At 66.4% G+C, this 22,555-nt stretch carries 19 protein-coding genes; 13 read left to right on the top strand and 6 right to left on the bottom strand.

The window, feature by feature from the left end; all coding sequences use genetic code 11:
- Positions 1 to 109 precede the first annotated feature (109 nt).
- The 4 genes from ACQCSX_RS06590 to ACQCSX_RS06575 all read right to left on the bottom strand — a co-directional run bounded on the left by ACQCSX_RS06590 (position 110) and on the right by ACQCSX_RS06575 (position 4,747).
- On the bottom strand, positions 110 to 853 hold the full coding sequence (locus ACQCSX_RS06590; protein WP_427018237.1) for a DUF4386 domain-containing protein: 744 nt from the start codon (positions 851 to 853) through the stop codon (positions 110 to 112).
- Positions 854 to 887: 34 nt separating this feature from the next.
- The gene (locus tag ACQCSX_RS06585; protein WP_427018236.1) at positions 888 to 1,196 is read right to left on the bottom strand and encodes a hypothetical protein; all 309 of its coding nucleotides are present in this window, start codon (positions 1,194 to 1,196) and stop codon (positions 888 to 890) included.
- 142 nt (positions 1,197 to 1,338) lie between these two features.
- Complete coding sequence (locus tag ACQCSX_RS06580; RefSeq protein ID WP_427018235.1) at positions 1,339 to 4,065, bottom strand: LuxR C-terminal-related transcriptional regulator; 2,727 nt, start codon at positions 4,063 to 4,065, stop codon at positions 1,339 to 1,341.
- Positions 4,046 to 4,747 (bottom strand): TetR/AcrR family transcriptional regulator C-terminal domain-containing protein, encoded by a 702-nt coding sequence (locus ACQCSX_RS06575; protein ID WP_427018234.1) that lies wholly within the window; start codon positions 4,745 to 4,747, stop codon positions 4,046 to 4,048. Before ACQCSX_RS06575 ends, ACQCSX_RS06580 begins: the two co-directional genes overlap by 20 nt.
- A 98-nt stretch (positions 4,748 to 4,845) precedes the next feature.
- Between ACQCSX_RS06575 and ACQCSX_RS06570 the strand changes: the two genes are divergently transcribed.
- The 4 genes from ACQCSX_RS06570 to ACQCSX_RS06555 all read left to right on the top strand — a co-directional run bounded on the left by ACQCSX_RS06570 (position 4,846) and on the right by ACQCSX_RS06555 (position 7,666).
- Positions 4,846 to 5,892 (top strand): NAD(P)-dependent alcohol dehydrogenase, encoded by a 1,047-nt coding sequence (locus ACQCSX_RS06570; protein ID WP_427018233.1) that lies wholly within the window; start codon positions 4,846 to 4,848, stop codon positions 5,890 to 5,892.
- Between the two features lie 82 nt (positions 5,893 to 5,974).
- A complete protein-coding gene (locus ACQCSX_RS06565; protein WP_427018232.1) occupies positions 5,975 to 6,892 on the top strand; it encodes a DUF4389 domain-containing protein in 918 nt (305 codons plus the stop codon).
- Between the two features lie 31 nt (positions 6,893 to 6,923).
- Positions 6,924 to 7,391, top strand: coding sequence for a DUF2975 domain-containing protein (locus ACQCSX_RS06560; protein WP_427018986.1), 468 nt, complete (start codon positions 6,924 to 6,926; stop codon positions 7,389 to 7,391).
- Positions 7,391 to 7,666 carry a helix-turn-helix domain-containing protein gene (locus ACQCSX_RS06555; RefSeq protein WP_427018231.1) on the top strand — a complete coding sequence of 92 codons (276 nt, stop codon included), beginning with the start codon at positions 7,391 to 7,393 and terminating at the stop codon, positions 7,664 to 7,666. Before ACQCSX_RS06560 ends, ACQCSX_RS06555 begins: the two co-directional genes overlap by 1 nt.
- A 695-nt stretch (positions 7,667 to 8,361) precedes the next feature.
- Here ACQCSX_RS06555 and ACQCSX_RS06550 read toward each other — a convergent pair.
- Entirely contained in the window at positions 8,362 to 9,519 is a 1,158-nt protein-coding gene (locus ACQCSX_RS06550; RefSeq protein ID WP_427018230.1) for an ROK family protein, read from the bottom strand.
- Between the two features lie 123 nt (positions 9,520 to 9,642).
- Between ACQCSX_RS06550 and ACQCSX_RS06545 the strand changes: the two genes are divergently transcribed.
- The 9 genes from ACQCSX_RS06545 (at position 9,643) to ACQCSX_RS06505 (ending at position 20,230) form a co-directional block, all read left to right on the top strand.
- Positions 9,643 to 10,506 carry an ABC transporter permease gene (locus tag ACQCSX_RS06545; protein WP_427018229.1) on the top strand — a complete coding sequence of 288 codons (864 nt, stop codon included), beginning with the start codon at positions 9,643 to 9,645 and terminating at the stop codon, positions 10,504 to 10,506.
- Between the two features lie 9 nt (positions 10,507 to 10,515).
- Positions 10,516 to 11,307 carry an ABC transporter ATP-binding protein gene (locus ACQCSX_RS06540; RefSeq protein ID WP_427018228.1) on the top strand — a complete coding sequence of 264 codons (792 nt, stop codon included), beginning with the start codon at positions 10,516 to 10,518 and terminating at the stop codon, positions 11,305 to 11,307.
- 51 nt (positions 11,308 to 11,358) lie between these two features.
- Entirely contained in the window at positions 11,359 to 12,378 is a 1,020-nt protein-coding gene (locus ACQCSX_RS06535) for a substrate-binding domain-containing protein (RefSeq protein WP_427018227.1), read from the top strand.
- A gap of 6 nt (positions 12,379 to 12,384) precedes the next feature.
- Positions 12,385 to 13,893 (top strand): sulfatase-like hydrolase/transferase, encoded by a 1,509-nt coding sequence (locus tag ACQCSX_RS06530; RefSeq protein ID WP_427018226.1) that lies wholly within the window; start codon positions 12,385 to 12,387, stop codon positions 13,891 to 13,893.
- A gap of 317 nt (positions 13,894 to 14,210) precedes the next feature.
- A complete protein-coding gene (locus ACQCSX_RS06525) occupies positions 14,211 to 14,534 on the top strand; it encodes a hypothetical protein (protein WP_427018225.1) in 324 nt (107 codons plus the stop codon).
- Positions 14,535 to 14,573: 39 nt separating this feature from the next.
- Positions 14,574 to 15,335 (top strand): VOC family protein, encoded by a 762-nt coding sequence (locus ACQCSX_RS06520; RefSeq protein ID WP_427018224.1) that lies wholly within the window; start codon positions 14,574 to 14,576, stop codon positions 15,333 to 15,335.
- Between the two features lie 111 nt (positions 15,336 to 15,446).
- On the top strand, positions 15,447 to 17,246 hold the full coding sequence (locus ACQCSX_RS06515; protein WP_427018223.1) for an SDR family NAD(P)-dependent oxidoreductase: 1,800 nt from the start codon (positions 15,447 to 15,449) through the stop codon (positions 17,244 to 17,246).
- 107 nt (positions 17,247 to 17,353) lie between these two features.
- Positions 17,354 to 17,929, top strand: a complete 576-nt coding sequence (locus ACQCSX_RS06510) for an SDR family NAD(P)-dependent oxidoreductase (protein ID WP_427018222.1) — start codon at positions 17,354 to 17,356, stop codon at positions 17,927 to 17,929.
- Positions 17,930 to 18,307: 378 nt separating this feature from the next.
- Complete coding sequence (locus ACQCSX_RS06505; protein ID WP_427018221.1) at positions 18,308 to 20,230, top strand: FAD-binding monooxygenase; 1,923 nt, start codon at positions 18,308 to 18,310, stop codon at positions 20,228 to 20,230.
- Positions 20,231 to 20,596: 366 nt separating this feature from the next.
- On the opposite strand, the gene ACQCSX_RS06500 is transcribed toward ACQCSX_RS06505, so the two are convergent.
- On the bottom strand, positions 20,597 to 22,174 hold the full coding sequence (locus tag ACQCSX_RS06500) for an NCS1 family nucleobase:cation symporter-1 (RefSeq protein ID WP_427018220.1): 1,578 nt from the start codon (positions 22,172 to 22,174) through the stop codon (positions 20,597 to 20,599).
- Positions 22,175 to 22,555 lie beyond the last annotated feature (381 nt).

Raw genomic sequence — 22,555 nt, 5'->3', positions numbered from 1 at the left:
CAAATAAATCATACAGTGCTGTTTGAGATCTGGGAAGGATCGATTCCGGCATCGCGGGCCCGCGCGGAAACGGCCGGACCCGTAGTGGGTCCGGCCGTTTCCTGGTTCCTTAGCCGGCGTCGCGGTGGGTGGCGCGGCTACCGGCGCGGCCCATTCCCGCGGTGATGGGGGAGGGCTTGAAGCCCTTGAAGGTAAGCCGGAGTCCGAGCGAGAACTCCCAGGCCGCCACCGGCAGAGCGGCGAGCCCTGACCATGCGGAGAACAGGTCGTTGAGGCCGAAGATCGTGGCGACGGTGGAGGCGATCAGCAGTGGCGCACCGATGAAACCCATGATGGGAAGGGCCCGCGGCACCAGCCGGGACTGGTACATCAGGGAGCCGAGCAGGAGGGCATTCGCAGCCGGCATGAGGTTTTGGCCGATAAAGAACCAGTTGTGCAGGGCGTACAGGGTCTGGCCGGTGGCCAACGCATTGGCCCCTTCGCCAGCCTGGCGCAATGTCACCAAGGCCAGCATGCACGCAACGCCGGCGAACATGGTTCCCGCTTCCAGGATCCGCGCCCCGACGACGCCCAGCGCTATCCCTTCGTTCTGCCTCTTGACCACCGGGTAGAGCGCCACCGCGGTGCCGATGCCGGCCAGGGCAACAATGAGCTCCAGGATGCAGCCGATGATGATCGGTGTGTCCGGGCCGGGGCCGGCAGCGAAGTTCGGGTCGCCTGCCCCGGCATAGAGGCCGAGGATCGGGATCGAGGAAAAGGTGATCAGGTACAGCACGCCGGCAACGAGTGCTGTCTTTCTCAGTGAGTCCATGGGGACTCGTTGCGTGGCGCGGGTGCGGTCGGTGGTGGCCATGGCGGTATCTCCTTGAATGGCTTGGTGTTGCCTGTCAATGTGAGGTGCTGGGTGTCTGGGGGTGGTCGGGGTCGAGAGGGGTGAGCGAGACGAGCGGCAGGCCGGCGTCGCGCACTTTCTGGAGCAGGCCGTGAAGTGCGGCCTGGTCGGCGATGTGTCCACGGAGCGCCGTGGTTCCGTCGCTGTTGTTGGTCAGGCCCATATCGTCAAACCAGGCTGACCAACGTGGATCGAGATGGCCCTGAAGGCGGATCTCGTACCATCCGGCACCGTCGTGGCCGGTTTGCGGCATGTCGCCCATGATGCTCCCTTCGCCGCTGCTGGCTGACTGGATCCGGGTCAAGGTGGCAGGCATTCCTTGACCTGGTTCCAAGGTAGGAGCAGCGGTGATGAGCGGGCATCACCATATGTGGTGATTAGGGTGGTGGTTTCGCCGCGGCGCCGTCCCCAGGGTCGTGAACGACGGCGGCCCGCCGGGCCTTGCGCTATCCGTTGCGGGAGAGCAGGTCCAGATCCTTGGCGCGGCGGAGCGCTGCCCGCCGGTTGGTGACACCGAGCTTGGCATAGATGTGGCTGGTGTGGGAACGCACGGTGTTCAGCGACACCAGGAGCTCGCGGGCAATGCCCGGGCCGTCCAGATCCGTGGCCAGCAGCCGGAGCACGTCAAGCTCGCGTCCGCTCAATGGCTCGATCAGCCCTGTTTGCGCGGGGGTGGTGTCCGCGCCCGCGGCGGCCCGGAGGCGACGGGCGTAGGCCGGGGAAATTCCGTGCTGGGCCGCCGTTCCCAGCAGGGCTGCCATGGGGGCACCTTCGTTCGCGAAGATGCGGACGTAGCCTTGAGGCTCGGACAACGCCAGTGCCCGTTGCAAGGAAGCCAGCGCTGCGGGGATGTCGCCGTGCGCCCGCTGGGCCAGCGAGCGCAGCACCAGGATTTCGATGATGCTTCCCGCTCGCTGCCCCTCGTCGGCTGCGTGCAGGAGGCGTTCCAGGAGCCTGGTTGAATCGTCCAGGGCTCCGGGCGCCCCATCGGCGCCATGGCGGGCAAGGAGCAGTCTGGCCAGGGTGATGTGCTCGAACTCGTGCAGGTAGCTGGGCTCGTCGTCGAGCGAAATGCCGTGTTCGCGGGCCCAGCCAAACGCCTCGCCCAGCAGGCCCTGGGCGGCCAGCACCCGCGCCCTCAGGGCAGGAATCGGCCGCACCGGCGGGAAAAAGTCGCTGACGTAGAGGCGGTCGGCCTCATCGAGTAGGCCAAGGGCGCCGTCCAGATCCCCCTCGGCCTGCCTGATCCCGGCCATCGCGACCCGCCAGCGATACGGGTTCTGTGGCAGGCCCAGATGTTCACCCAACTCCTGGCTCCGCAGCAATTCCGCTGTGGCGGCGGGCAGGCTGTTGCGCTCAAGGTGGATTCCGCTCATCGCGACGTGCATGTCCGCCGTACCCCGAAGGAGCGTGCCGTCCGGCCCGGCTGCGCGTTCCACCGCCTGCCGGCAGGTGCGCATGGCTTCGTTGAGGCGGCCTTGTGCCAGACGGAGGTCGGCCAGCGCGATCGCGCACCCGAAGGTGTCGGCGATGTGCCCCGCCCGCCGGAGCCCCGCCACGCATGTATCGTACCCCCGGATCCCAGACTCCAAGTCTCCGCTTGTCCAGGCCGCGAGCCCCAACAACCCGGATGCCGCGGCCCGGCCGAGGTGGTCCTCCAGGGGCGATGCGTCGAGCGCCTGGCTTGCCTGCCGCGCAGCTCCTTTCGAGTCGCCCCGCGCCAGGGCCAGTGCTGCGCGGTACAGGCCGATGGTTGCCGGGAGGCGGTGGAATTCCTCCTCGTCCACGACCACCATCCCCGCAGCGGGGGTGCGGGTTCCGGTACGGCCGCCTGTCGTAGGATCCAGCCACCGCTCGGCGTCGCGCAGCCGCTCTTCGACGCCGGCGGTCTCACCGGCAGCGAGCAGTGCCCCGGCAAAGCCGACGCTGAGCACGGGCCGGGCGCGGAACAATTCCGCCGGGAGCAGCCTGAGCCAGCCAAGCAGGGACGCTTCACTTCTGCTCCGGCGCATGGCCTGCACCGCGCGTTCAACCAGCTCGGCCGCCCGTTGGAAATCTTCCGCGGCAAGGGCATGGTGGATAGCCTCAGCGGGCTCGCCGTTCTGCTCGTACCATGTGCTGGCCCTGCGGTGCAGCTCCGGAACCTCGGCCGGGTGCTCGTCGATCAGGCGTGCCCTCAACACATCGGCAAACAGCTGGTGATAGCGGTACCAGCTGCGTTGGGCATCAAGCGGGGCCAGGAACAGGTTCCCCCGCTCCAGCCTGTCCAGCGTGGCCCTGCCCCCGAGGTGACCTGTGACGGCGTCGCACAGGGGTCCGCCCAACCGCTCGAGGATGGAGGTCTGCAGCAGAAAGTCCCGTTCGTCCCCGGGCAGGCCGCGGAGCACCTCCTCGGCCAGATAGTCGACGACGTACCGGTCATCCCCGGTGAACCCGGCGATGAACGCGGCAGCGTCCTCACGCCCCTGGAGGGAAAGGGCCGCCAGCTGAAGTGCGGCGATCCACCCCTCGGTCCGCCAGCCCAAGGCTTCGATGTCGGTGGCAGTGAGCGCCAGTCCCATCACGCCATTGAGGTACTCCGCAGCCTCAAGGGGTGTGAAGCGCAGGTCTGCTGCGCGGATCTCCACGAGAGCGCCGCGCCCCCGCAGGCGCGCGAGCGGCAGGGCCGGGTCTGTGCGGCCCGCTATCACCACGTGCGTCTGCGGCGGCAGGTTTTGGATCAGGAAAACCATCCCATCCTGGACGTCGCGCGAGTGGATGACGTGGTAGTCGTCCAGCACCAGCACCACCTCGCCGGTACTGGCTTGCAAATCGTTGAGCAGGAGGGAAAGGATGGTCTCGATCGGCGGCATCGGCGGCTTCAGGAGGGAGAGCGCCGTCGCGCCAACCCCGGGCGCTGCCCTCCCCAGCGCCGCGATCAGGTACGTCCAATACGAGACGGGATCGTTGTCGCGCGGGTCAAGTGAGAGCCAAGCAACGGACCGTCCGGCCGCAGCATCGGCAGCCAGCCACTCCGCCAACACCGTCGTCTTGCCGAATCCGGCCGGCGCTGACACCAGCGTGAGGGCTGATTCCGTGCCGCGGTCCAGGCGCTCGCCGAGTCTCGGCCGCGCCACCAGCGAGCGCCGCTGCCTCGGGACGGTCAGCTTGGTCTCAAGCAGCGGGACTGCCATGACCCCTGGCCTTTGGAATCCACCGTGCGAGGGCCTCGAGGATGACGTTGAGTCCGATCTCGAATTCGTCACCGAAGTCGTAGCCGGGTTTGAGCACATGCTCGGTGGCAATCTCAACGAGGTACGGGTAGTCGCCCGTGGAGAACAGTTCCACGATGGGTCCGGTGACTTCCGACGCCGTGTCCGCACCGTCGAACGGAAGCGAGGCCTCCTGCAGGGCGAATCCGTAGATGTAGCTGTCGAGCAGCGCATAGGCATGCGCTGTCAGTGCTACGGAAAGCCCGGCATTGCGCAGCACGCCAAGAGTCGCATTATGGTGGCGGAGCGTCGCAGGACCCGGCGCCGTGCGGGACTCGAGCAGTCCGATCGCCCAGGGGTGGCGGCGCAAAGCCTGGCGCACGGCGCTGGCGCGAAGGCTCATCTCGGTCTGCCAGTCACCCTGGCTCGAGGGCAGGCCGATCTCATCGAACACCATGTCAATGATCGCGTCGAGGATCTCGCCCTTGTTCGCGACGTAGTAGTAGAGGGACATTGGCTTCACACCCAGGGCCTGGGCGAGCGAACGCATGGTCAGCGCCCCAATTCCGGCCTCATCAGCGATCGTGACAGCGGACTGCAGCACCCGTTCCCGGCTCAACGCGACACGGTCCGGGGACCCCTTAGCAAGTTCTTCTGCCGTCATGGCCCCAGACTATCGCATTTTCGTACAGCGTACGATACGCTTTCTTACTAAGTAAGGCTGGGGCTTGCTGGGACCACACTCAACGGAAGGAAACACTCATGGCAGGCGCAGGCAAGCACGAGGTTTGGAATGGAAATTCGGCCAGCCTGGGGGCGGAGGGCGGGCAGATGCTGGCGACTGTCCGGGACCGCTACGGCGATGCGGACGTCCTGCATCAGGCCCGGATCGAGCGGCCCCTGGTCAAGGACAACGAAGTCCTTGTGCGGGTCCACGCCGCGGGTCTCGACCGGGGCACGTGGCACTTGATGACGGGACGCCCGTATGTGATGCGCCTTTTCTTGGGGTTGCGCAGGCCCAGGAACCCGGTGTCGGGCCTGGATCTCGCCGGTACTGTCGCCGCGGTGGGCAGGTCCGTGACCCGGTTCAAGGTGGGGGAGGAGGTGTTCGGTTTTGGCAACGGTTCCTTCGCCGAATACGCCACGGCCAGGGAAGACAAGCTGGCTTTGAAGCCGGCGGGCCTGACCTTTGAGGAAGCGGCGGTGGTCCCCGTGTCTGCGGTCACCGCGCTGCAGGGGCTGCGCGACGCCGGACGAGTCCAGGCCGGCCAGAAGGTCTTGGTCACCGGGGCTTCGGGCGGCGTGGGCAGCTACGCCGTCCAACTGGCCAAGGCGTTCGGCGCCGACGTCACCGGGGTAAGCAGTACATCAAAAATGGACCTGGTCCGTTCCCTCGGCGCCGACTATGTCATTGACTACTCCCGGGAAGACTTCGCAGCTGGCAGCCGCCACTACGACCTCATTCTTGACTTCGCCGGGAACCCCGCCCTGTCCCGGCTCCGCCGCGCACTCACGGCAACCGGCACCGCCGTCGTCGGGGGTGGTGAGCATGGCGGCAACGTGACAGGCATGGGCCGGCAGCTGCGCGCGCTGGCCCTCTCACCGTTCGTATCCCAACGGCTGGCCATGTTCGCCGCCAGGCAGCGCGCTGTCGACCTGGAGGAAATCGCTGGCCTTATCGACGCCGGCAAGGTCACCCCGTGCCTGGACAGGACGTTCCCGCTGGAGCAGGCGGAGGAGGCCATGCGCTACCTCGTCGCCGGGAAGGCGCGCGGGAAGGTCGCCATCACGGTGTGGGCGCCGCAATAATCCGCCCGCCGCCACACACCTCCCAACGGCGGGCCTCCATGCCTGCAAACCCATCACGCAACACCCACGAAAGCAGAAAGCCATGTCCGCATCAGTACCGTTTGAAACCCCCGCGAAGGCCGGCCCGCCAGCGGGCCGCATGCCAGCGGCGCAGATGTTCCTGCTCATTGCCGGGGTCCTCGTGGGCACCGGCTCCCTGGGAGCGCTGGGCACGTCCCTTCCCCTTCCCTGGGCTCCCGCCGGAATGGCGCTCGGCGCGGCCATGATCCTCCTCGGAGCCGTAGGACTCGGCCGTGCCATCACCCCGGGCGCGCCGCTGGAGTCAGACCGGACCGGAGACCCCTCGTCCATGCCCGCACAACTGACCGGGCAGCTTGATCCGGTGTTGTCCCGGTGGAAGTGGCTTGTCAAGTGGTTCCTTGCCATTCCCCACTATGCCGTTCTGGCCGTGCTCTGGGTTGCATTCCTGGTGGTAACAGTGGCTGCCGGCGTGGCCATCCTGGTCACCGGGCGCTACCCGGCGGCATTGTTCCAGTTTGCCGTTGGCGTCCTGCGCTGGAACTGGCGGGTGTCCTTTTATGCCTACGGCGTGCTGGGGACGGACGAGTATCCGCCGTTCACGCTGGCCCGGACCGCCTACCCGGCGGAATTCGACGTCGCCTATCCGGCGAGCCTGTCCCATTGGAAGGTGCTGGTGAAGTCCTGGCTCCTGGCCCTGCCGCAGCTGCTGGTCGTTTCGGCGCTGTCCGGGGGTGCATGGGCATCCTCGTCCGCCTCGGGCATCTCGCTGATGGGCGTGCTGGTCCTGGTTGCCGCCGTCATCCTGCTCTGCACGGGCGTGTACCGCGTGGGCTTGTTCAATCTGCTCATGGGCATCAACAGGTGGGTGCTTCGCACTGTGACGTATGTGGCGCTGCTGACGGACACGTACCCGCCGTTCCGCCTGGACCAGGGGCCGTTCGACCCGCCCGCGGGCGCGCTGGAGCCGGGATCCGCCTGAACGACGCGTGCAGGGTGTGGGCGTGGAAGGCATGGGGCTGGCGCTGGTGCCTGCCGGCTCGCTGTTCGTGCAGGTGGTGATGGTGCCCCTGCTGGCCACCGACCTGGAGCACGCCGGCCCGGAGGCCGCGGGCGTGCGCGTCCCCCTGCTCGTCATGGTGGTGCTGGGAATCATGGCCGTCCAGGCCACCCTGGTGTGCGTGTGGCGCCTGCTGACGATGGTGCGCCGCGGGACGGTGTTCTCCCATGCCGCCTTCTGCTACGTGGACATCGTGTTCGGCGCCGTCGCGGCGGCATCCCTGCTCATGTTCGCCCTGGCCGCCGCGCTGGCCCCGGGCGACGCCGTGGCCCCGGGCGTCGTGCTCCTGATCTGCGGGGCGGCCGCGGTGATCGCCGGGGCGGCCCTGATCGTCCTCGTGCTGCGGATGCTGCTGGCCCAGGCGGTTGCCCGCGACGTCGAGGCCCGGCACCTGCGGACCGAGCTGGATGCGGTGATCTGATGCCGATCGTCGTGGACATCGATGTGCTGCTGGCCCGGCGCAAGATGCCCGTGGGCGTGCTGGCCGAACGCGTCGGCATCACCCCGGCCAACCTGGCGGTGCTCAAGAACGGCCGCGCCAAGGCGGTGCGCTTTACGACGCTCGCCGCCCTGTGCGAGGGGCTGGACTGCCAGCCCGGGGACCTGTTGCGTTGGGAGTCCGGGGACTCGGCGGACCTGCCGTCAGCGGCCGACGACGGCGGCCGGCCGCTCGTGCGTGACGGGTCGGAATCCTGAACCACCGCCACTCGTCCGACGTCGGCCTGCCGCGGTTCCGTACGGATGTTCGGTCAGTTCTCCCCGGAATGCTGGTTGGTGGTCAGCCACAGTGTCGTGTCGGGCGGAATGGCCTGCGCCTAGTGGCCCAACGCCGGGTTGCTGCTGAGCTGCACCGTTCCGGAGGGGAGAGGGATCGGAGCCGAGCCGAAGTTGGTGATGCTTTCCCAGTGTCCCCGCCGGAAATGAAGCGCCCCGGGAGTTTCGATCCATTCCACGCCGGCGGGTGAGCGCAGGTCCCGGCACAGGGAAATGGCGTTCCGGTACAACTCAAGGGTTGGTCCCTTGTGGGCCTCCTGTGTGGACGCGGCAAGCTTTCCGGACCAGGCAGGCTGGGGCAGCCATGAGCCGCCGGCTCTACAGACGAAGGATGCTCCCTTCTCCGTCCAAGGCAATGGCACGCGGCATCCGTCGTGTCCCCTGCGCCGGTGGCCGGTGCGTGTCCAGATGGGGTCTTCGAGGTCGCCGGCACCAGTAAGGTGCTAGGCACCACCGCTACCGGAGCCGCAATGACAACATGCAAGAGGCGACTCCTGGCGCAATTCGGCACCTGCCGTTTGAGGCCGTGCAATGATCCCCAAAGCAAGTGCAAGTATTGATTAGAGTCAACCATTACGACATAAGTGACGGGCGTTGCATCACTGCCCCTGGCGGTCTTACATGCGATGGAACATGAAATCAGCTCCCCAGCGGTGCAGTGCGCTGAGGGCCGCGCCGTGGCTTGCATCGAACTCGGAACCTTCGTGCAGCACCAGCTCCGGCACCGGCAGGCCGACAGCGCGGCGCCGGGCCTCAAGCTCCGCCCTCGCCGCCGCCAGCAGCGGCTGGCCGAGCCTGGCGAGCTGTCCGCTCAGGATGATGCGCTGTGGATCGATGAGCATCGACGCTCCCGTGAGCGCAATGCCCAAGGTGCTGCCCACCTCGGCGACAAGCCCCCGGGCGCGGGGATCGCCGTCGTCGGCCGATGCTGCCAGGGCTGCGATATCGACGGCGTCCAGCCCGGCCGCCTTCGCCCGGTCCATGACGGCGCCAACCCCGATGCACGCCTCTAGGCAGCCGCGCGAACCGCACCAGCACAGCGGCCCCGCCGGGTCCAGGCAGACATGCCCCAGCTCACCGGCCGTGCCGTGACCGCCCCGGAAGATGGACAGTCCGTCGACTATGCCGGCGCTGATGCCGGCGGAGAGGACCACATACAGCAGCCCGGTGCCGGGCGGGCCGGCCGGGAGCTCGCCGAGATGCCGGATTGCCGCCAGCCGGGTGTTGTTGTCCCAGAGAACCGGGGCGGGGACAAGCCCGCGAAGCTTGTCGAACTTCAGGCCATCCGGCTCGGCGGCCTCGGTCTCTTCGTCCGCAGTCGGCGGCAGATGGCGGCCCGCAACACCCAGGCCAATGCCGAGGATGGATGAAGGATGGAGGGTCCCGGATTCAATGAGCGTCCTCAGGGACTGCAGAGCCACACCAAGGCGCCTCTGCAAGGACAGGCCGCTGTCGACAGAGGCAAGCTTTTGCGCGTGGACCGTGCCGTCGACGGCCACAACCGTCACCGCCACGCGGGCACGTCCGAGCTCGATTCCAACAGCCGCCCCGGCGCTTCTGCGAAGGGCCAGCAGCGCCTGCGGGCGCCCGTTTCGGCCCTGGCCATAGGCGGCCATTCCTGATTCCTCCAGCAGCCCGCGGCCCAGAAGCCGGGTGACGGCGCTGGAAAGCGTCGGGCGCGAAACGCCAAGGCTGCGCTGCAGGGCGAGGCGGGTGGACGGCCCTTCGACCAATAGCGTTTCGACGAGCTGCCTGTCGGCAGTACCGGTTTCCATGGACTCGAGCATGTCTGAATCATAGCCCCGTTGAGGGAGCTTCCAAGAGTGTTCCGGTGGACGACCCATCGATTAACGTAAAACCTATTGTCGTTAGTCACGTTGCGCATTAGAGTGATCTGCATGACATCGCAGTTCGCCGCCGAAGGCACCCTGAAAGACGCACCACCGGACCCTGACAGCGAAAGCCAGGCATCCCCCTCACCGCACACCCGGCCCCCCACCGGCGAGCGCCGGTTGGGGCGCAAATCCATGCAACTCATCAGCGTTCTATCCGTGATTGGCGGCATCGGCCTGTGGGCGCTCGTCTCGGCGACCGGCGCCGTGGTCATCCCCGGGCCGCAGGCCGTCCTGGAGAAAGCCGGGGAGCTGATCAGCACCGGTGTGCTGCCCTCCGACGTGGGCGCGAGCCTGGCCCGTGTCCTCAGCGGATTCCTGCTGGGCACCGTCCTGGCCGTCCCGGTCGGCTTCCTTATGGGCTGGTACCCGTTGATCCGGGCCGCGGTGGAGCCGTACGTCCAGTTCTTCCGCACCGTCCCGCCACTGGCCATCATCCCGCTGGCGATTGTGATCATGGGAATCGATGAGACACCCAAGATCTTCGTCATCTTCCTGGCATCCTTCCTCTCCTGCGTCGTGGCGACGTTCCAGGGGGTGGTGACAGTGGACAAGACCCTGATCAACGCGGCACGTGTTCTTGGGGCCTCGAGCTTTGTGGTGTTCCGCCGGGTAGTGGTCCCGGCGTCCAGTCCGTTCATCCTGGTCGGCATGAGAATTGGCCTTGGCGCATCCTGGGCAACCGTGGTTGCGGCGGAACTGATCGCCGCGCAGAGCGGTCTTGGTTTCCGGATGCAGCAAGCACAGCTCTACTACGACCTGCCCACCATTTTCGTCCAGCTCATTTGCATCGGCACGTTGGGACTCATCATGGACCGGACGTTGCTCCTGGTCGAGGCTCGGCTGACCCGCTGGCAAGAGCGCCGCTAGGAAGAGACCATGAGCACCGATACCAAACCCATGATCCGATTTGAGAACATCCACCAGGAATTTGTCGTCGGCAAGACCAGCTTCACTGCCGTCGAGGATGTCTCCCTGAATATTGCCGACGGCGAGTTCGTCACCGTGGTCGGCCCCTCCGGCTGTGGCAAGTCGACCCTGTTGAACGCGGCCGCCGGGCTGCTGCAGCCCACCAGCGGCCAAGTGGTGGTGGATGAGAAGGCCGTGGACGGCCCCAGCCCGCGCACCGGCGTCATCTTCCAGCAGTACGCACTGTTCCCCTGGCTCACGGTCCGAAAGAATGTCGAGTTCGGGCTGGAACTGCAGAAGAAACCGGCCGCCGAGCGCCGCCGGATTGTGGACCACTACCTTGACCTCGTTGGCCTGACCCGCTTCGCGGAGGCCCTGCCCAAGGAACTCTCCGGCGGCATGAAGCAGCGCTGCGCGATCGCCCGCGCCTACGCGGTGAACCCGGAGATCCTCCTCATGGACGAACCCTTCGGTGCGCTCGATGCCCTGACAAGGGTGCACATGCAAGAACAGCTGCTCGAAACATGGGGCCGGGAACGGCGCACCGTGCTGTTCGTGACCCATGACGTGGATGAGGCCGTCTACCTGGCATCACGGGTGATCGTGATGGCGGCCCGCCCGGGCCGGATCTTCAAAGTGATCGATGTGGACTTGCCCTACCCGCGTGACAACAATCTGCGGCTGACCCGCGAATACGCCGATCTCCGGGCGCAGGTATGGGACTCGGTCTACAACCAGCCCGGCCACGCCGAAGACGCCTGAACCGTAAACCCGCACCAGCACTTTCATTCACGAATTCCAACGGAGGCATCCATGAACAGCAAATTCAACCGCAGAAACTTCCTCACCGCAGGGTTGGGCCTTGGCGCCGTTGCCGCCCTGTCGGCCTGTGCCGGCACATCAGCCACTCCGGCCCCCTCCGGAGCTCCGGCGCCGCTGTCCATCAAGGTGGGCTACATTGCCGACTACAACGGTGCGGCGCTGCTGGCCGTGGCAGATAAACAGGGCTTCTGGGCAAAAGCCGGACTCAAGGCAGAGTTCGTGCCGTTCACCAACGGTCCGCTCGCCATCCAGGCACTGGGCACCAACAACGTCGACGTCGCGTACATCGGCTCCGGTGCGCTATGGCTTCCGGCGTCCGGCAAAGCCGAAATCTGGGCCATCAATTCCGTCTCCAACGCGGATCGCATCATTGCCCAGCCCGGCTTCAATTCGCTCGCCGACCTGAAGGGCAAGAAGGTCGGGGTTCCGGCCGGGACTTCCGGGGACCAGCTGCTCAGCCTCGCCCTGAAGAAGGCAGGCCTGCAGCGCAGCGACTTCAATATTGTGCCGATGGATCCCTCCACTGCCGTGTCAGCGTTCGCGTCCAAGCAGATCGACGGCGCCGCCCTGTGGTACCCGTTGATCGACACCATCAAGACTAAGATCCCGGACATGGTGGAACTGGCCAAGAACGAGGACTTCGTCTCCGAGCTGACCTTCCCGAGTTCGTATGTGGCACAGCCGGGACGCGCCGCGAAGGACAAGGAACTTGCCACACGGTTCATCGGTGTGGTCAAGGCGTCCAACGACTACCGGCAGGACAACCAGGCTGCCACCATCACCGCGACAGCGGGATTCCTCAAACTTGGCGAGGATGTGCTCAAGCCACAGGCCGGGGTTGCCAAGACCTTCACCAGCGCCGAGCTGGAAAAGCTCAGCACGGACGGCACAGTCGGCAAGTGGCTCACCAACCTGCAGGAGCAGTTTGTCACAGACAAGAAACTCACAGCGGTGACCAGTCCGGACAAGTTCTACGACAGCGCGCTGTACGTCGGCGCGAAGAAGGTCTAGTTCACCGTGTCAGAGAAAAATTCCCCAGCAGGGAACATCCTGTTCCTCATGACCGACCAGCAAAGGATCGACACCCTCGGCTGTTACGGCAACACCACGGGCCACACACCGAACCTGGACGCACTGGCGGCCCGGGGCACGGTATTCGAACGTGCCTATACTCCCACCGCTATCTGCACCCCGGCGCGCTCCTCATTGTTGACCGGGCTGCACCCCTTTGAACATGGGCTGCTGTCCAACTACGAATGGAATTCGGGCCACCGCGAGGAGCTGCCGGACGGCACGCCCACGTTTGCCGACCAGCTGATCAAACAGGGGTACCGGCTCGGACATGTGGGCAAGTGGCATGTAGGCCGCCACCGTGGGCCGGAGTTCTACGGGTTTGAGGGAGAGCACTTGGCCGGCGCCCTGAACACCTTCGACCATCCAGCCTATGTTTCCTGGCTTGAGGAGAACGGCTTTCCGGAATTCCGGATCGTGGACCCCGTCTACACCACCCAGCGGGACGGCACCCAGGGGCACCTGATAGCCGGTGTTACGGACCAGCCCACCGAGGCGACCTTCGAGGCGTGGCTCGCGGACCAGACCATCGCGAAGCTGCGCGAGTTCGCCGCCGCCCGCAACGGAAACACCGCCGTCGAACCCTTCTTCCTGTCCTGCCACATCTTCGGCCCGCACTTGCCCTACCTGATCCCCCGGAAATGGTACGACTTGGTGGACCCGGCAGGCATTGAGCTTCCCGGCTCGTTCGCGGAGACGTTCAACGGCAAACCCATGGTGCAGCAGACGTATGCCGAATACTGGTCGACGGAGTCCTTCAGCACGGAGGAGTGGAAAAAGCTCACGGCAGTCTACTGGGGCTACGTGTCCATGATCGATCATGAAATCGGTCGGATCATGGCCGCCGTGGAAGAACTCGGCTTGGCTGATTCCACCGTGACCATGTTCACCGCCGACCATGGAGAGTTCACCGGCGCCCATCGGCTCAACGACAAGGGCCCGGCCATGTACGAGGACATCTACCGGATTCCGGCCATCCTCGCCCGTCCCGGCCAGGCACCGGGCCGCGAACAAAAATTCATTTCGCTGCAGGACTTCACTGCGACGTTCATCGACATCGCGGGCGGGGACACCAGCGGTGTCCGGGGGGAGTCCCTCATCCCGGCCACCATCGACGGGCTCCCGGACGGCTGGCGGACCGAAATGGTGTGCGAATTCCACGGACACCATTTCCCCTACGCCCAGCGCATGATCCGCGACGAACGATACAAATACATCGCCAACCCCGAAGGAATCGACGAGTTCTACGACCTGGCCGTCGACCCTGACGAACTCAACAACGCGATAGCGGTACCTGTGTACCGTGTTGTGGTGAAGGACTTGCGGCTCCGGCTCTACAAGGAGCTCGTCGCCCGTGGAGATCGCTTTTACCAGTGGTTGGCATTCGCCGGAGACATCGACCCGCAAGACCGGCTCCGCCCGGAAACTGCAGTCGAGCGGTTCATCAGCACCTGACCACGGGGCCGAGTGCGTGCCCAACATCCATCCAGTCGGTCAGGCGGCTCCCGGGGACACGCCCGGCCCACCGGGTTTCGGCTCCCGTTCGCCAGCCACCCTAACCTCGCTTGGCTTCGCTCAAAAACCGTTGGCTTCGTTGGTCGAGCGGGGGCCCACTGCCACGAGGGGCCCGCAGCGAGCTTGCGAGCTGTGGGAGCGGCTGGGGACCGAGACCTCCCGGGCCCAGGCGCCGCATTTCACGGTGCTGGCCGCCAAACGCGGCGCAACCAACGGCTAACGGTGCGGAATCTGGACCCCGGCGGGAGAATGGCGGCATGGACCTCGAATTGCGCACCATTCCCGGCTGCCCCCATGCAACGTCCGCCGCCGAGCTGTTTGCCTGCGCCTTGGAACTCGAAGGCGCAGACCCGGCGGCACTGGCCGTCCGGGTGATCAGCACCGACGATGACGCCTCGGACCTGGGCTTCCAGGGTTCGCCCACGTTCACCATCGACGGGGTGGACCTGTTCCCGGTGGAGACAGACCCTGCGGTCACGTGCCGCGTATACCCGGCGCCGCAGGGTCTGTCCGGGCAGCCCACCCTGGAGTCCCTGCGCGATGCGGTCCGCGCCGCACTCACCCACCCCCGCCATACCTGACTCCATCGCAAGGATTTCCACGAACAGAAGGGCACCCCCATGACAGGGCGAGAGACCCACTCAGCCGGCGCGCCGTGCTGGGTCGACACTTTCCAGCCAGATCCCCGGGCCGCCATGGACTTCTACGGCCCGCTCTTCGGCTGGAGTTTCGACGAACCCACCCCGATGCCGACCGGACTCGAGGGCGACTATTTCGCTGCGCGACTCCGCGGGCGGCTGGTGGCCGGGATCGGCCAGGCGCCACCACTGTCTCCGCCGGCGTGGAATACCCACGTCCGTGTCAACGACGTCGCACGGACCATCGCCCGTGCCGAGCACGAGGGCGGCACGCGCCTGGCAGGACCGTTTGGGGCCGGCTCGGAGGACAGTTTTGCTGTGGTTGCCGACGCCACCGGCGTGCCGTTCTGCCTGCGGCAGGCTGGCGGGAGCGGCGGCGCTGAACTGGCCAATGAGCCGAACTCCTGGGCGATGAGCTCGCTGCACACGAGCGATGTCCAGCGGGCGCAGGCATTCTACGGAGCAATGTTCGATTGGGAACTCGAGTCCGTGCCGGACGCCGCCTTCTCACTGTGGCGGCGCTCAGGCCGAGTCGTCGCCGTCGTGGCGGCCACGGACGGCATCGCGGTTCCACAGCACTGGAGCGTCAATTTCGCCGTCCTCGATGCGGACGCCATCGCCCAGCACGCCATCGACCTGGGCGGCACCATCGTGATGGCACCGATGAACACGCCCGGATTCCGCAGCGCGGTGATCGCCGACCCCCAAGGCGGCGTCATCGCGGTCGGCGCAGCCGCACGCTGACACTTCCCAGAGAAGGGTCGGTTGTGGGAGTTCGTTGCGGTGGCCGGCTCCTGAAGTTTCAGGCTGGGGGTGTCTGATGGACACTGCCACCGTGGACCGGGCCTGCGTAGCGTGGGGGATGTTGACAGAAAAGACGACATCCGTGAGTTCCTGGTCTCGCGTCGGGCGAAGATCAGCCCGGAGCAGGCCGGCATCCCCAGCTACGGGGAACTGCGCCGCGTGCCGGGCCTGCGCCGCGAGGAGGTGGCGCAGCTCGCCCGGGTGAGCACGGATTACTACACGCGGCTGGAACGCGGCAGCCTACGTGGCGTCTCGGATTCGGTGCTCGAGGCAGTGGCATCTGCCCTGCAGCTTGATGCGGCCGAGCGGGCGCACCTGATGGATCTGGTGCGGACGGCCAACACGTCATCTCGACGGGCGCCACGCCGACCGCCGGAGCAGCGGGTCCGACCCGGCGTGCTTCGTCTGCTGGATGGTCTGACCGGCGTGGCCGCCACGGTGCAGAACGGCCGTTCAGACATACTGGCTGCAAACCTGCTCGGCCGTGCCCTCTACGGGCCAGTGTTCACCTCCGCCCCACCTATGGGGACGGACACTCCGGGCCGGCTCCCCAACCAGGCGCGCTACCTTTTCCTCGATCCGGGCGCAGATGGCTTCTACCCCGATTGGCGCGCAATCGCGGCCAGCACTGTCGCGATGCTGCGCTCGGAAGCGGGGCGGAACCCGCATTATCGGGCATTGACCGATCTGGTCGGGGAGCTGGCCACGCGCAGTGGGTTGTTCGCCGCGTTATGGGCCGGGCACGACGTACGGATCCACACCACGGGAACCAAACGCTTCCACCACCCGGTCGCCGGGGATTTGTCCCTGCAATACGAGACGCTGGACCTTCCCGGCGATGAGGGACAGACCCTGTTCACCTTCACAGCCGAACCCGGCTCCGCGTCCGAGAACGCGCTGGCGTTCCTCGCCAGTTGGGCGGCATCGCGCCTCCCGAAACAACCACCGCCGGCGACCCCGCCGGTGGATCCACCGTCCCCGGCATGCGCCCCTCCGCGCAGCCGGGAACACGCAACCCAGGAAAGACGGGACCATCCCATGACTGAACTGAAGACCAACGCGGAGCAAAAGGAAAACTTGGCCGAGATGAAGGTCTGGTTCATCACCGGCGCCGGCCGCGGCATGGGGACCGACATCGCGAAGGCGGCCCTGGCCGCCGGCCACAAGGTTGTCGCCACGGGCCGCAACCCGGAAAAGGTGGCCCAAGCCGTGGGCGGCGGCGAGAACCTGCTGGCCGTGAAGCTCGACGTCACCGACGCCACGGCCGCCATCGCGGCCGCCGTGGACCGGTTTGGCCGGATCGACGTCCTCGTGAACAACGCGGGCAACTTCTACGCCGGATTCTTCGAGGAAATCACTCCGGCGGACTTTCGGACACAGATCGAAACCACCCTCTTCGGGCCAATGAGCGTCACCCGCGCGGCCCTTCCCGTCATGCGGGCACAGAGTTCGGGCCTGGTCGTCACGATCTCCTCGACCGCCGGCATCGCGGGCGGGGAGTTCCTGACTGCCTACGCCGCATCGAAGTTCGGCGTAGAGGGCTGGGCGGAGTCCCTGGCGCCTGAAGTCGCCCCGTTCGGCATCCGCACCATGCTGGTGGAGCCGGGGTTCTTCCGAACCGAGCTGCTCAGCCCGGAATCCACGCACTATGCGGAATCCACCATCGGGGACTACGCCGAGCGCACGCGGCAGACCGTCGCTGCCTGGCGCAGCATGGACGGCCAGCAGGGCGGGGACCCGGCCAAGCTTGCCGACGCCCTGATCCGTTTGGCCGAGTTGGACGAGCCGCCGCTGCGGTTCGCTGCCGGTGCCGACGCCGTCGAGGTATTCGAGACCGGGCCAAGGCTCTGAAGGACCAGGCCGACGCCCACCGCGGACTCTCCAGCAACCTCGCCCACATCGACGCCTGACCGCCGCATCAAGACTGGCCCTGCGTCATGCCCGAGGAGAACACAGCCATGACATCGAAACTGGCCGGAACTGCCGCCCTGGTCACCGGCGCCAGCAGCGGCATCGGCGCTGCGACCGCACGACAGCTCGCCGCCCTTGGCGCCTCCGTGGCGCTCGTGGCCCGACGCCGTGACCGCTTGGAGGCCCTCGCCGTGGAAATCGAGAATGCGGGTGGCACGGCGCTGGCCATCGAAGCCGACATCACGGACTGCGCCCAGGCACAGGCCGCAGTGGACCGGACCGCGGACATCGTCAACATCAGTTCCATCGCCGGACGAGTGGCCTGGAACGGGTACGGCGTCTACAACCTGACAAAATTCGGTGTCAACGGCTTCACCGAATCCCTGCGCCAGGAAATCACCCAGCGCCACGTGCGGGTCGGCGTCCTGGAGCCCGGAGGTGTGGACACCGAACTGGGTTCACACAACACCCCCGAGGTTCGCGGCGAGCTGATCGACCCCTTCTATGAGCAGACCAAGGTCCTCGCCCCGGAGGATGTAGCCGACGCCGTCGCCTACATGGTCACCCGGCCGCGCCACGCCTCCATCGCCGAACTGTGGATCATGCCCACCGACCAGGCCTGATCGCCTCGGTCCGAGCTGTGACCAAGCCTGTGCTCCCGCCCGGTCCTTCGTGTGGAGTCCTTGTCATTGGCCGGTAGGCCATGAACGCCTCCAGGTCGTTGCGCCGCCGCACCCAGTGGAGCGATGGCCCGGATGTCGTCGGTGGCAAGTTCCACGAGACACTCCCAATCAGGTACGAAATCATATACGATATCAATCCTCGGGGAATCGACGGGGACAGCCTCCGTTTCCGGGAGTTTTCACAACACTTGTAACCCACGCCACACCTGGCCTACAGTTGTGAATCACAGATCAAAAGTCATTTATAGAACATGCAGTTCAAATATCGAACACAAGTCGACAGCGACAGACCGCCACACAGCGAAGTGAGGAAAGCCCGTGCAGTTCCACCACCACGGTTACGTATCCGGTGACCCGCGAGTCCAGCCGCCGGCCGGCGTCGGCATCAACCGGCCGGCCGACCTTCCCGACGAGGTCGACGTGCTCATTGTGGGCAGCGGCCCTGCGGGCATGCTCACCGCCGCGCAGCTGTCCCAGTTCCCGGGGGTCACGACGCGGATCGTGGAGCGCCGCGGCGGGCGGCTCGCGATCGGCCAGGCCGATGGCATCCAGGCCCGGAGCGTGGAGACCTTCCAGGCCTTCGGCTTCGCCGAGCGGATCATCGCCGAGGCGTACCGCATCACCGAGATGGCATTCTGGAAGCCGGACCCCGCGGACCCCTCGCGCATCAGCCGGGCAGCCCGCACCCTCGACGACGAAACAGGGATCAGCGAGTTCCCGCACCTCATCGTCAACCAGGCGCGCGTGCTGGACTACTTCGCCGAGTACATGGCGAACGCCCCCACCCGCATGAGCCCCGACTACGGCTACGAGTTCCGTGGCCTCACTGTCACCGGCGAAGGCGACTACCCCGTCACCGTCACCCTCCTTCACACGGCCGGACCCAACGAGGGGCAGGAGCGCACCGTCCGGGCCAGGTACGTCGTTGGCGCCGACGGCGCACGGAGCAAGGTCCGCGCGTCGATCGGATGCACGCTCGCGGGCGACCAGGCCAACCATGCGTGGGGCGTCATGGACACTCTTGCCGTCACGGACTTCCCCGACATCCGCATGAAGTGCGCCATCCAGTCCGGCACGGGCGGCAGCATCCTGCTGATTCCGCGCGAGGGCGGCCACCTGTTCCGCATGTACGTGGACCTCGGGGAGGTCAGCCAGGATGACAACGGCGCCGTGCGCAGCACCACCATCGAGGAGATCATCGGCAAGGCGAACGAGATCCTGCACCCCTACACGCTCGACGTGCGCGACGTCGCCTGGCACAGCGTGTACGAGGTCGGCCACCGCCTGACGGACCGGTTCGACGACGTTCTCCCGGAGGAGCGCGGCACCCGCACGCCGCGCGTGTTCATCACCGGCGACGCCTGCCACACGCACAGCGCCAAGGCAGGCCAAGGCATGAACGTCTCCATGCAGGACGGCTTCAACCTGGGCTGGAAGCTCGGGCATGTACTGGAGGGCCGCAGCCCCGAGAGCCTGCTGTCCACATATTCGGCCGAGCGCCAGGTCGTCGCGAAAAACCTCATCGACTTCGACAAGGAGTGGTCGACGCTGATGGCGAAGAAGCCCGAGGAGTTCGAGAACCCCTCCGAGCTGGAGGACTTCTACGTGCGCACCTCGGAGTTCCCCTTCGGATTCATGACCAAGTACGCCCCCTCGATGCTGATCGCTGCGCCCGCGCACCAGGACCTGGCCACCGGCTTTCCCATCGGCAAACGCTTCAAGTCCGCTCCCGTTGTGCGGGTGTGTGATGCAAACCCGGTCCACCTTGGCCATCAGGCCACGGCGGACGGCCGGTGGCGCATCTACGTCTTTGCTGACGCGGCAACGCCCCGAACGGGACAGCAGGGAACGGCGTCGTCCGTCGCCGAGTTCGCAGCATGGATCGCGGACGCGCCGGACTCGCCGCTGGCCGCAACGCCGTCGGGCGTCGACCAGGACGCGTGGTTCGACGTGAAGGTGGTCTACCAGCAGGACCACACGGGCGTCGACATCGGGGCCGTGCCGGCGGCGTTCAAGCCGCAGGTCGGACCGTTCCATCTCACCTACCTTGAGAAGGTCTACGCCACCGATCCCGCGGCGGACATCTTCGACGTGCGCGGGCTCAGTCGCGACGGCGTCGTCGTGGTCGTGCGACCGGACCAGTACGTGGCCAACGTCCTGCCGCTGACGGCGACGGCGGAGCTTGCGGAGTTTTTCGCGCCGCTCCTCAGCAGCCGGACGCGAGACGGCGTTTGGACATAGCCGGTTCCCCTGCAACACCTGCCCCAGGCGCTGCACGAGGACTGGCATGCCCCGGGCCGCCACCCCGTCTCCGAAGGTCCGTCTTGCCCAGCCGCTGGTCCACAAAGGAACCCTCAAAGATGAAAACTTCTTCCAAGAATCGTAGGCCAGGATGGGCTCGGAAAGACCTTCAATGTGTGGCACACGCGGCGTGAACTCCGCCGAAGAGGGGGCACGAATTCAAAACAGGCTTTGCCCTGGCTAGTTCTCCTCCTTGTGAGCGTCCACGCCGGAGCGAACTGGCGGCACGCAGTTGAGCGGCCCCCAACGAACATGTTGGGGGCCGCTCATCTATTGCTCTGGTCGTGGGTGTCGGGGGTGGGCCGGTTAGTGGACGCTGGGGACGGCGATCGGCTCGCCGGAGACGTCCTGGAAGGTGCGCTTGCGGTCCGCGATGGCGTAGTAGACCACCGCGGCGATGCCGGCGGCGAAGAACCAGGAGAAGGAGGACAGGGACACCAGGGCCGGGACGAAGGCGATCAGCAGCGAGATCGCCGCGGCGATCGCGAAGGCGGTGATGGCGCGCGGGTTGAACCCGTTCTTGTAGAAGTACGCGCCGGTCTTCTGCTCGGTGTACAGCTCGGGGACGTTGACGCGGGCCTTGCGGATCAGCCAGTAGTCGGCCATGATCACCCCGAACAGCGGGCCCAGCAGGGCGCCGAGGCCGCCGAGGAAGTACACGATGACCACCGGGTTGTTGTACAGGTTCCAGGGCAGGATGACCAGGCCGATCAGGGCGCTGATCAGGCCCGCGCGGCGGAAGTTCAGCTTCTTCGGGAACAGGTTGGTCAGGGCGTAGATCGGGGCGACGAAGTTGGCCATCAGGTTCACCGCGACGGTGAGCACCAGCAGCGCCAGGGCCGCCAGGACCAGCAGGAGCGTGTTCGGGATGGTCTGGACGATGTCCGAGGGGCTGGAGATGACCTGGCCGTTGATCTTGAACTGGGCCCCGGCCAGGACCACGACGATGGAGCCGAAGAGCAGCATGTTGATCGGGATGCCCCAGAAGTTGCCCTTGACGATCGACTTGCGGGTCGTGGAGGAGCGGGTGAAGTCGCAGAAGTTCAGCACGAACGTGGCGTAGATGGACACCCACAGGGCGCCGCCGGCGAAGATCTCCCGCCACATGTCCCCGCCCTGAAGGGCGTGGTCGGTGGACCAGGCGATGGAGGCGCCGGCCTGGAAGAACATCCACACGGCCAGGGCGATCATGGTGACCAGGATGATGGGGCCGGCGAAGGCCTCGTACTTGCGGATCATGTCCATCCCGTAGGAGACGATGAACACCTGCAGGATCCACAGCGCGATGAACGTGATCCAGCCCAGCGAGGACAGGCCCAGGATCGAGTTGGTGTCCATGGATGCCAGGGACGGGACCAGGGCGATGAGCAGCACGCGCAGCACCAGGGAGGCCAGGTAGGTCTGGATGCCGAACCAGGCGATCGCGACCGCGCCGCGGATCAGGGCCGGGATCTGGGCGCCGTGGATGCCGAAGGAGATCCGGCTCATCACCGGGAACGGGACGCCGGTCTTGTGGCCCATGAAGCCGGAGAAGTTCAACAGCCCGAACAACAGCACCGCGCCCACGCCCAGGGCCAGCAGGATCTGCCAGCCGCCCAGGCCCAGCGCGAACAGGCCCAGCGCGAAGCCGTAGTTGCCCAGCGAGTGCACGTCGTTGGCCCACAGGGTGAAGATGCTGTAGGAGGTCCAGCGGCGCCCGGCGGCCTGGGTCGGGGCCAGGTCCTGGTTGTACAGCTGCGGGCTGGTCGGGGGCAGGTTCGCGGCCAGCGCCCCGGCCGGCGGCGCGTGCAGGATGTGGTCGGCGTGCGGGTGGTGCCTTACGCCGTTGTCAGGCACGTCCACGGTGGGTGCTGCGACCGCCGGGGCCTCGGGGGTGAGTGTCATGATGGGGGGCCGATCTCAAGTTCCGCTCCTCAATGTGAGGTAGAACACAACTGTAGATAGGTTCCGATGTTTTCGCAATGGGGTATTTGATTTCCACAATATGGAAACATGGGATTCGGCTTCCGGCGCGATGCCCCCGGGCGGCCGGTGGAGTCTGATGCAAATCTCCGTTTCGGAGGCGTCGTAGACGTTGAATCCGTGGGCGCCCAAGCTGTTGGCCTTGGCCCGGTCGAGGTGTCCGTGAAGCTGGTCGGTGCTGCCGCTGGTGATCGGGCGGGCGACCGTGACGAGGCTGCGGTCCCGAGGGGAGCTCACGCTGTCGGGCTTGATCGGCTCTGGAGGAGCCGGGCGCGGCGGCCTCGATGCGGCGCACAGCACAGC

It is taken from the genome of Pseudarthrobacter sp. P1, assembly GCF_050156935.1.
Taxonomy (GTDB): Bacteria; Actinomycetota; Actinomycetes; order Actinomycetales; family Micrococcaceae; genus Specibacter.
The sequence above is the reverse complement of the archived record's forward strand: the minus strand, read 5'-3'. Positions and strand labels throughout refer to the sequence as shown.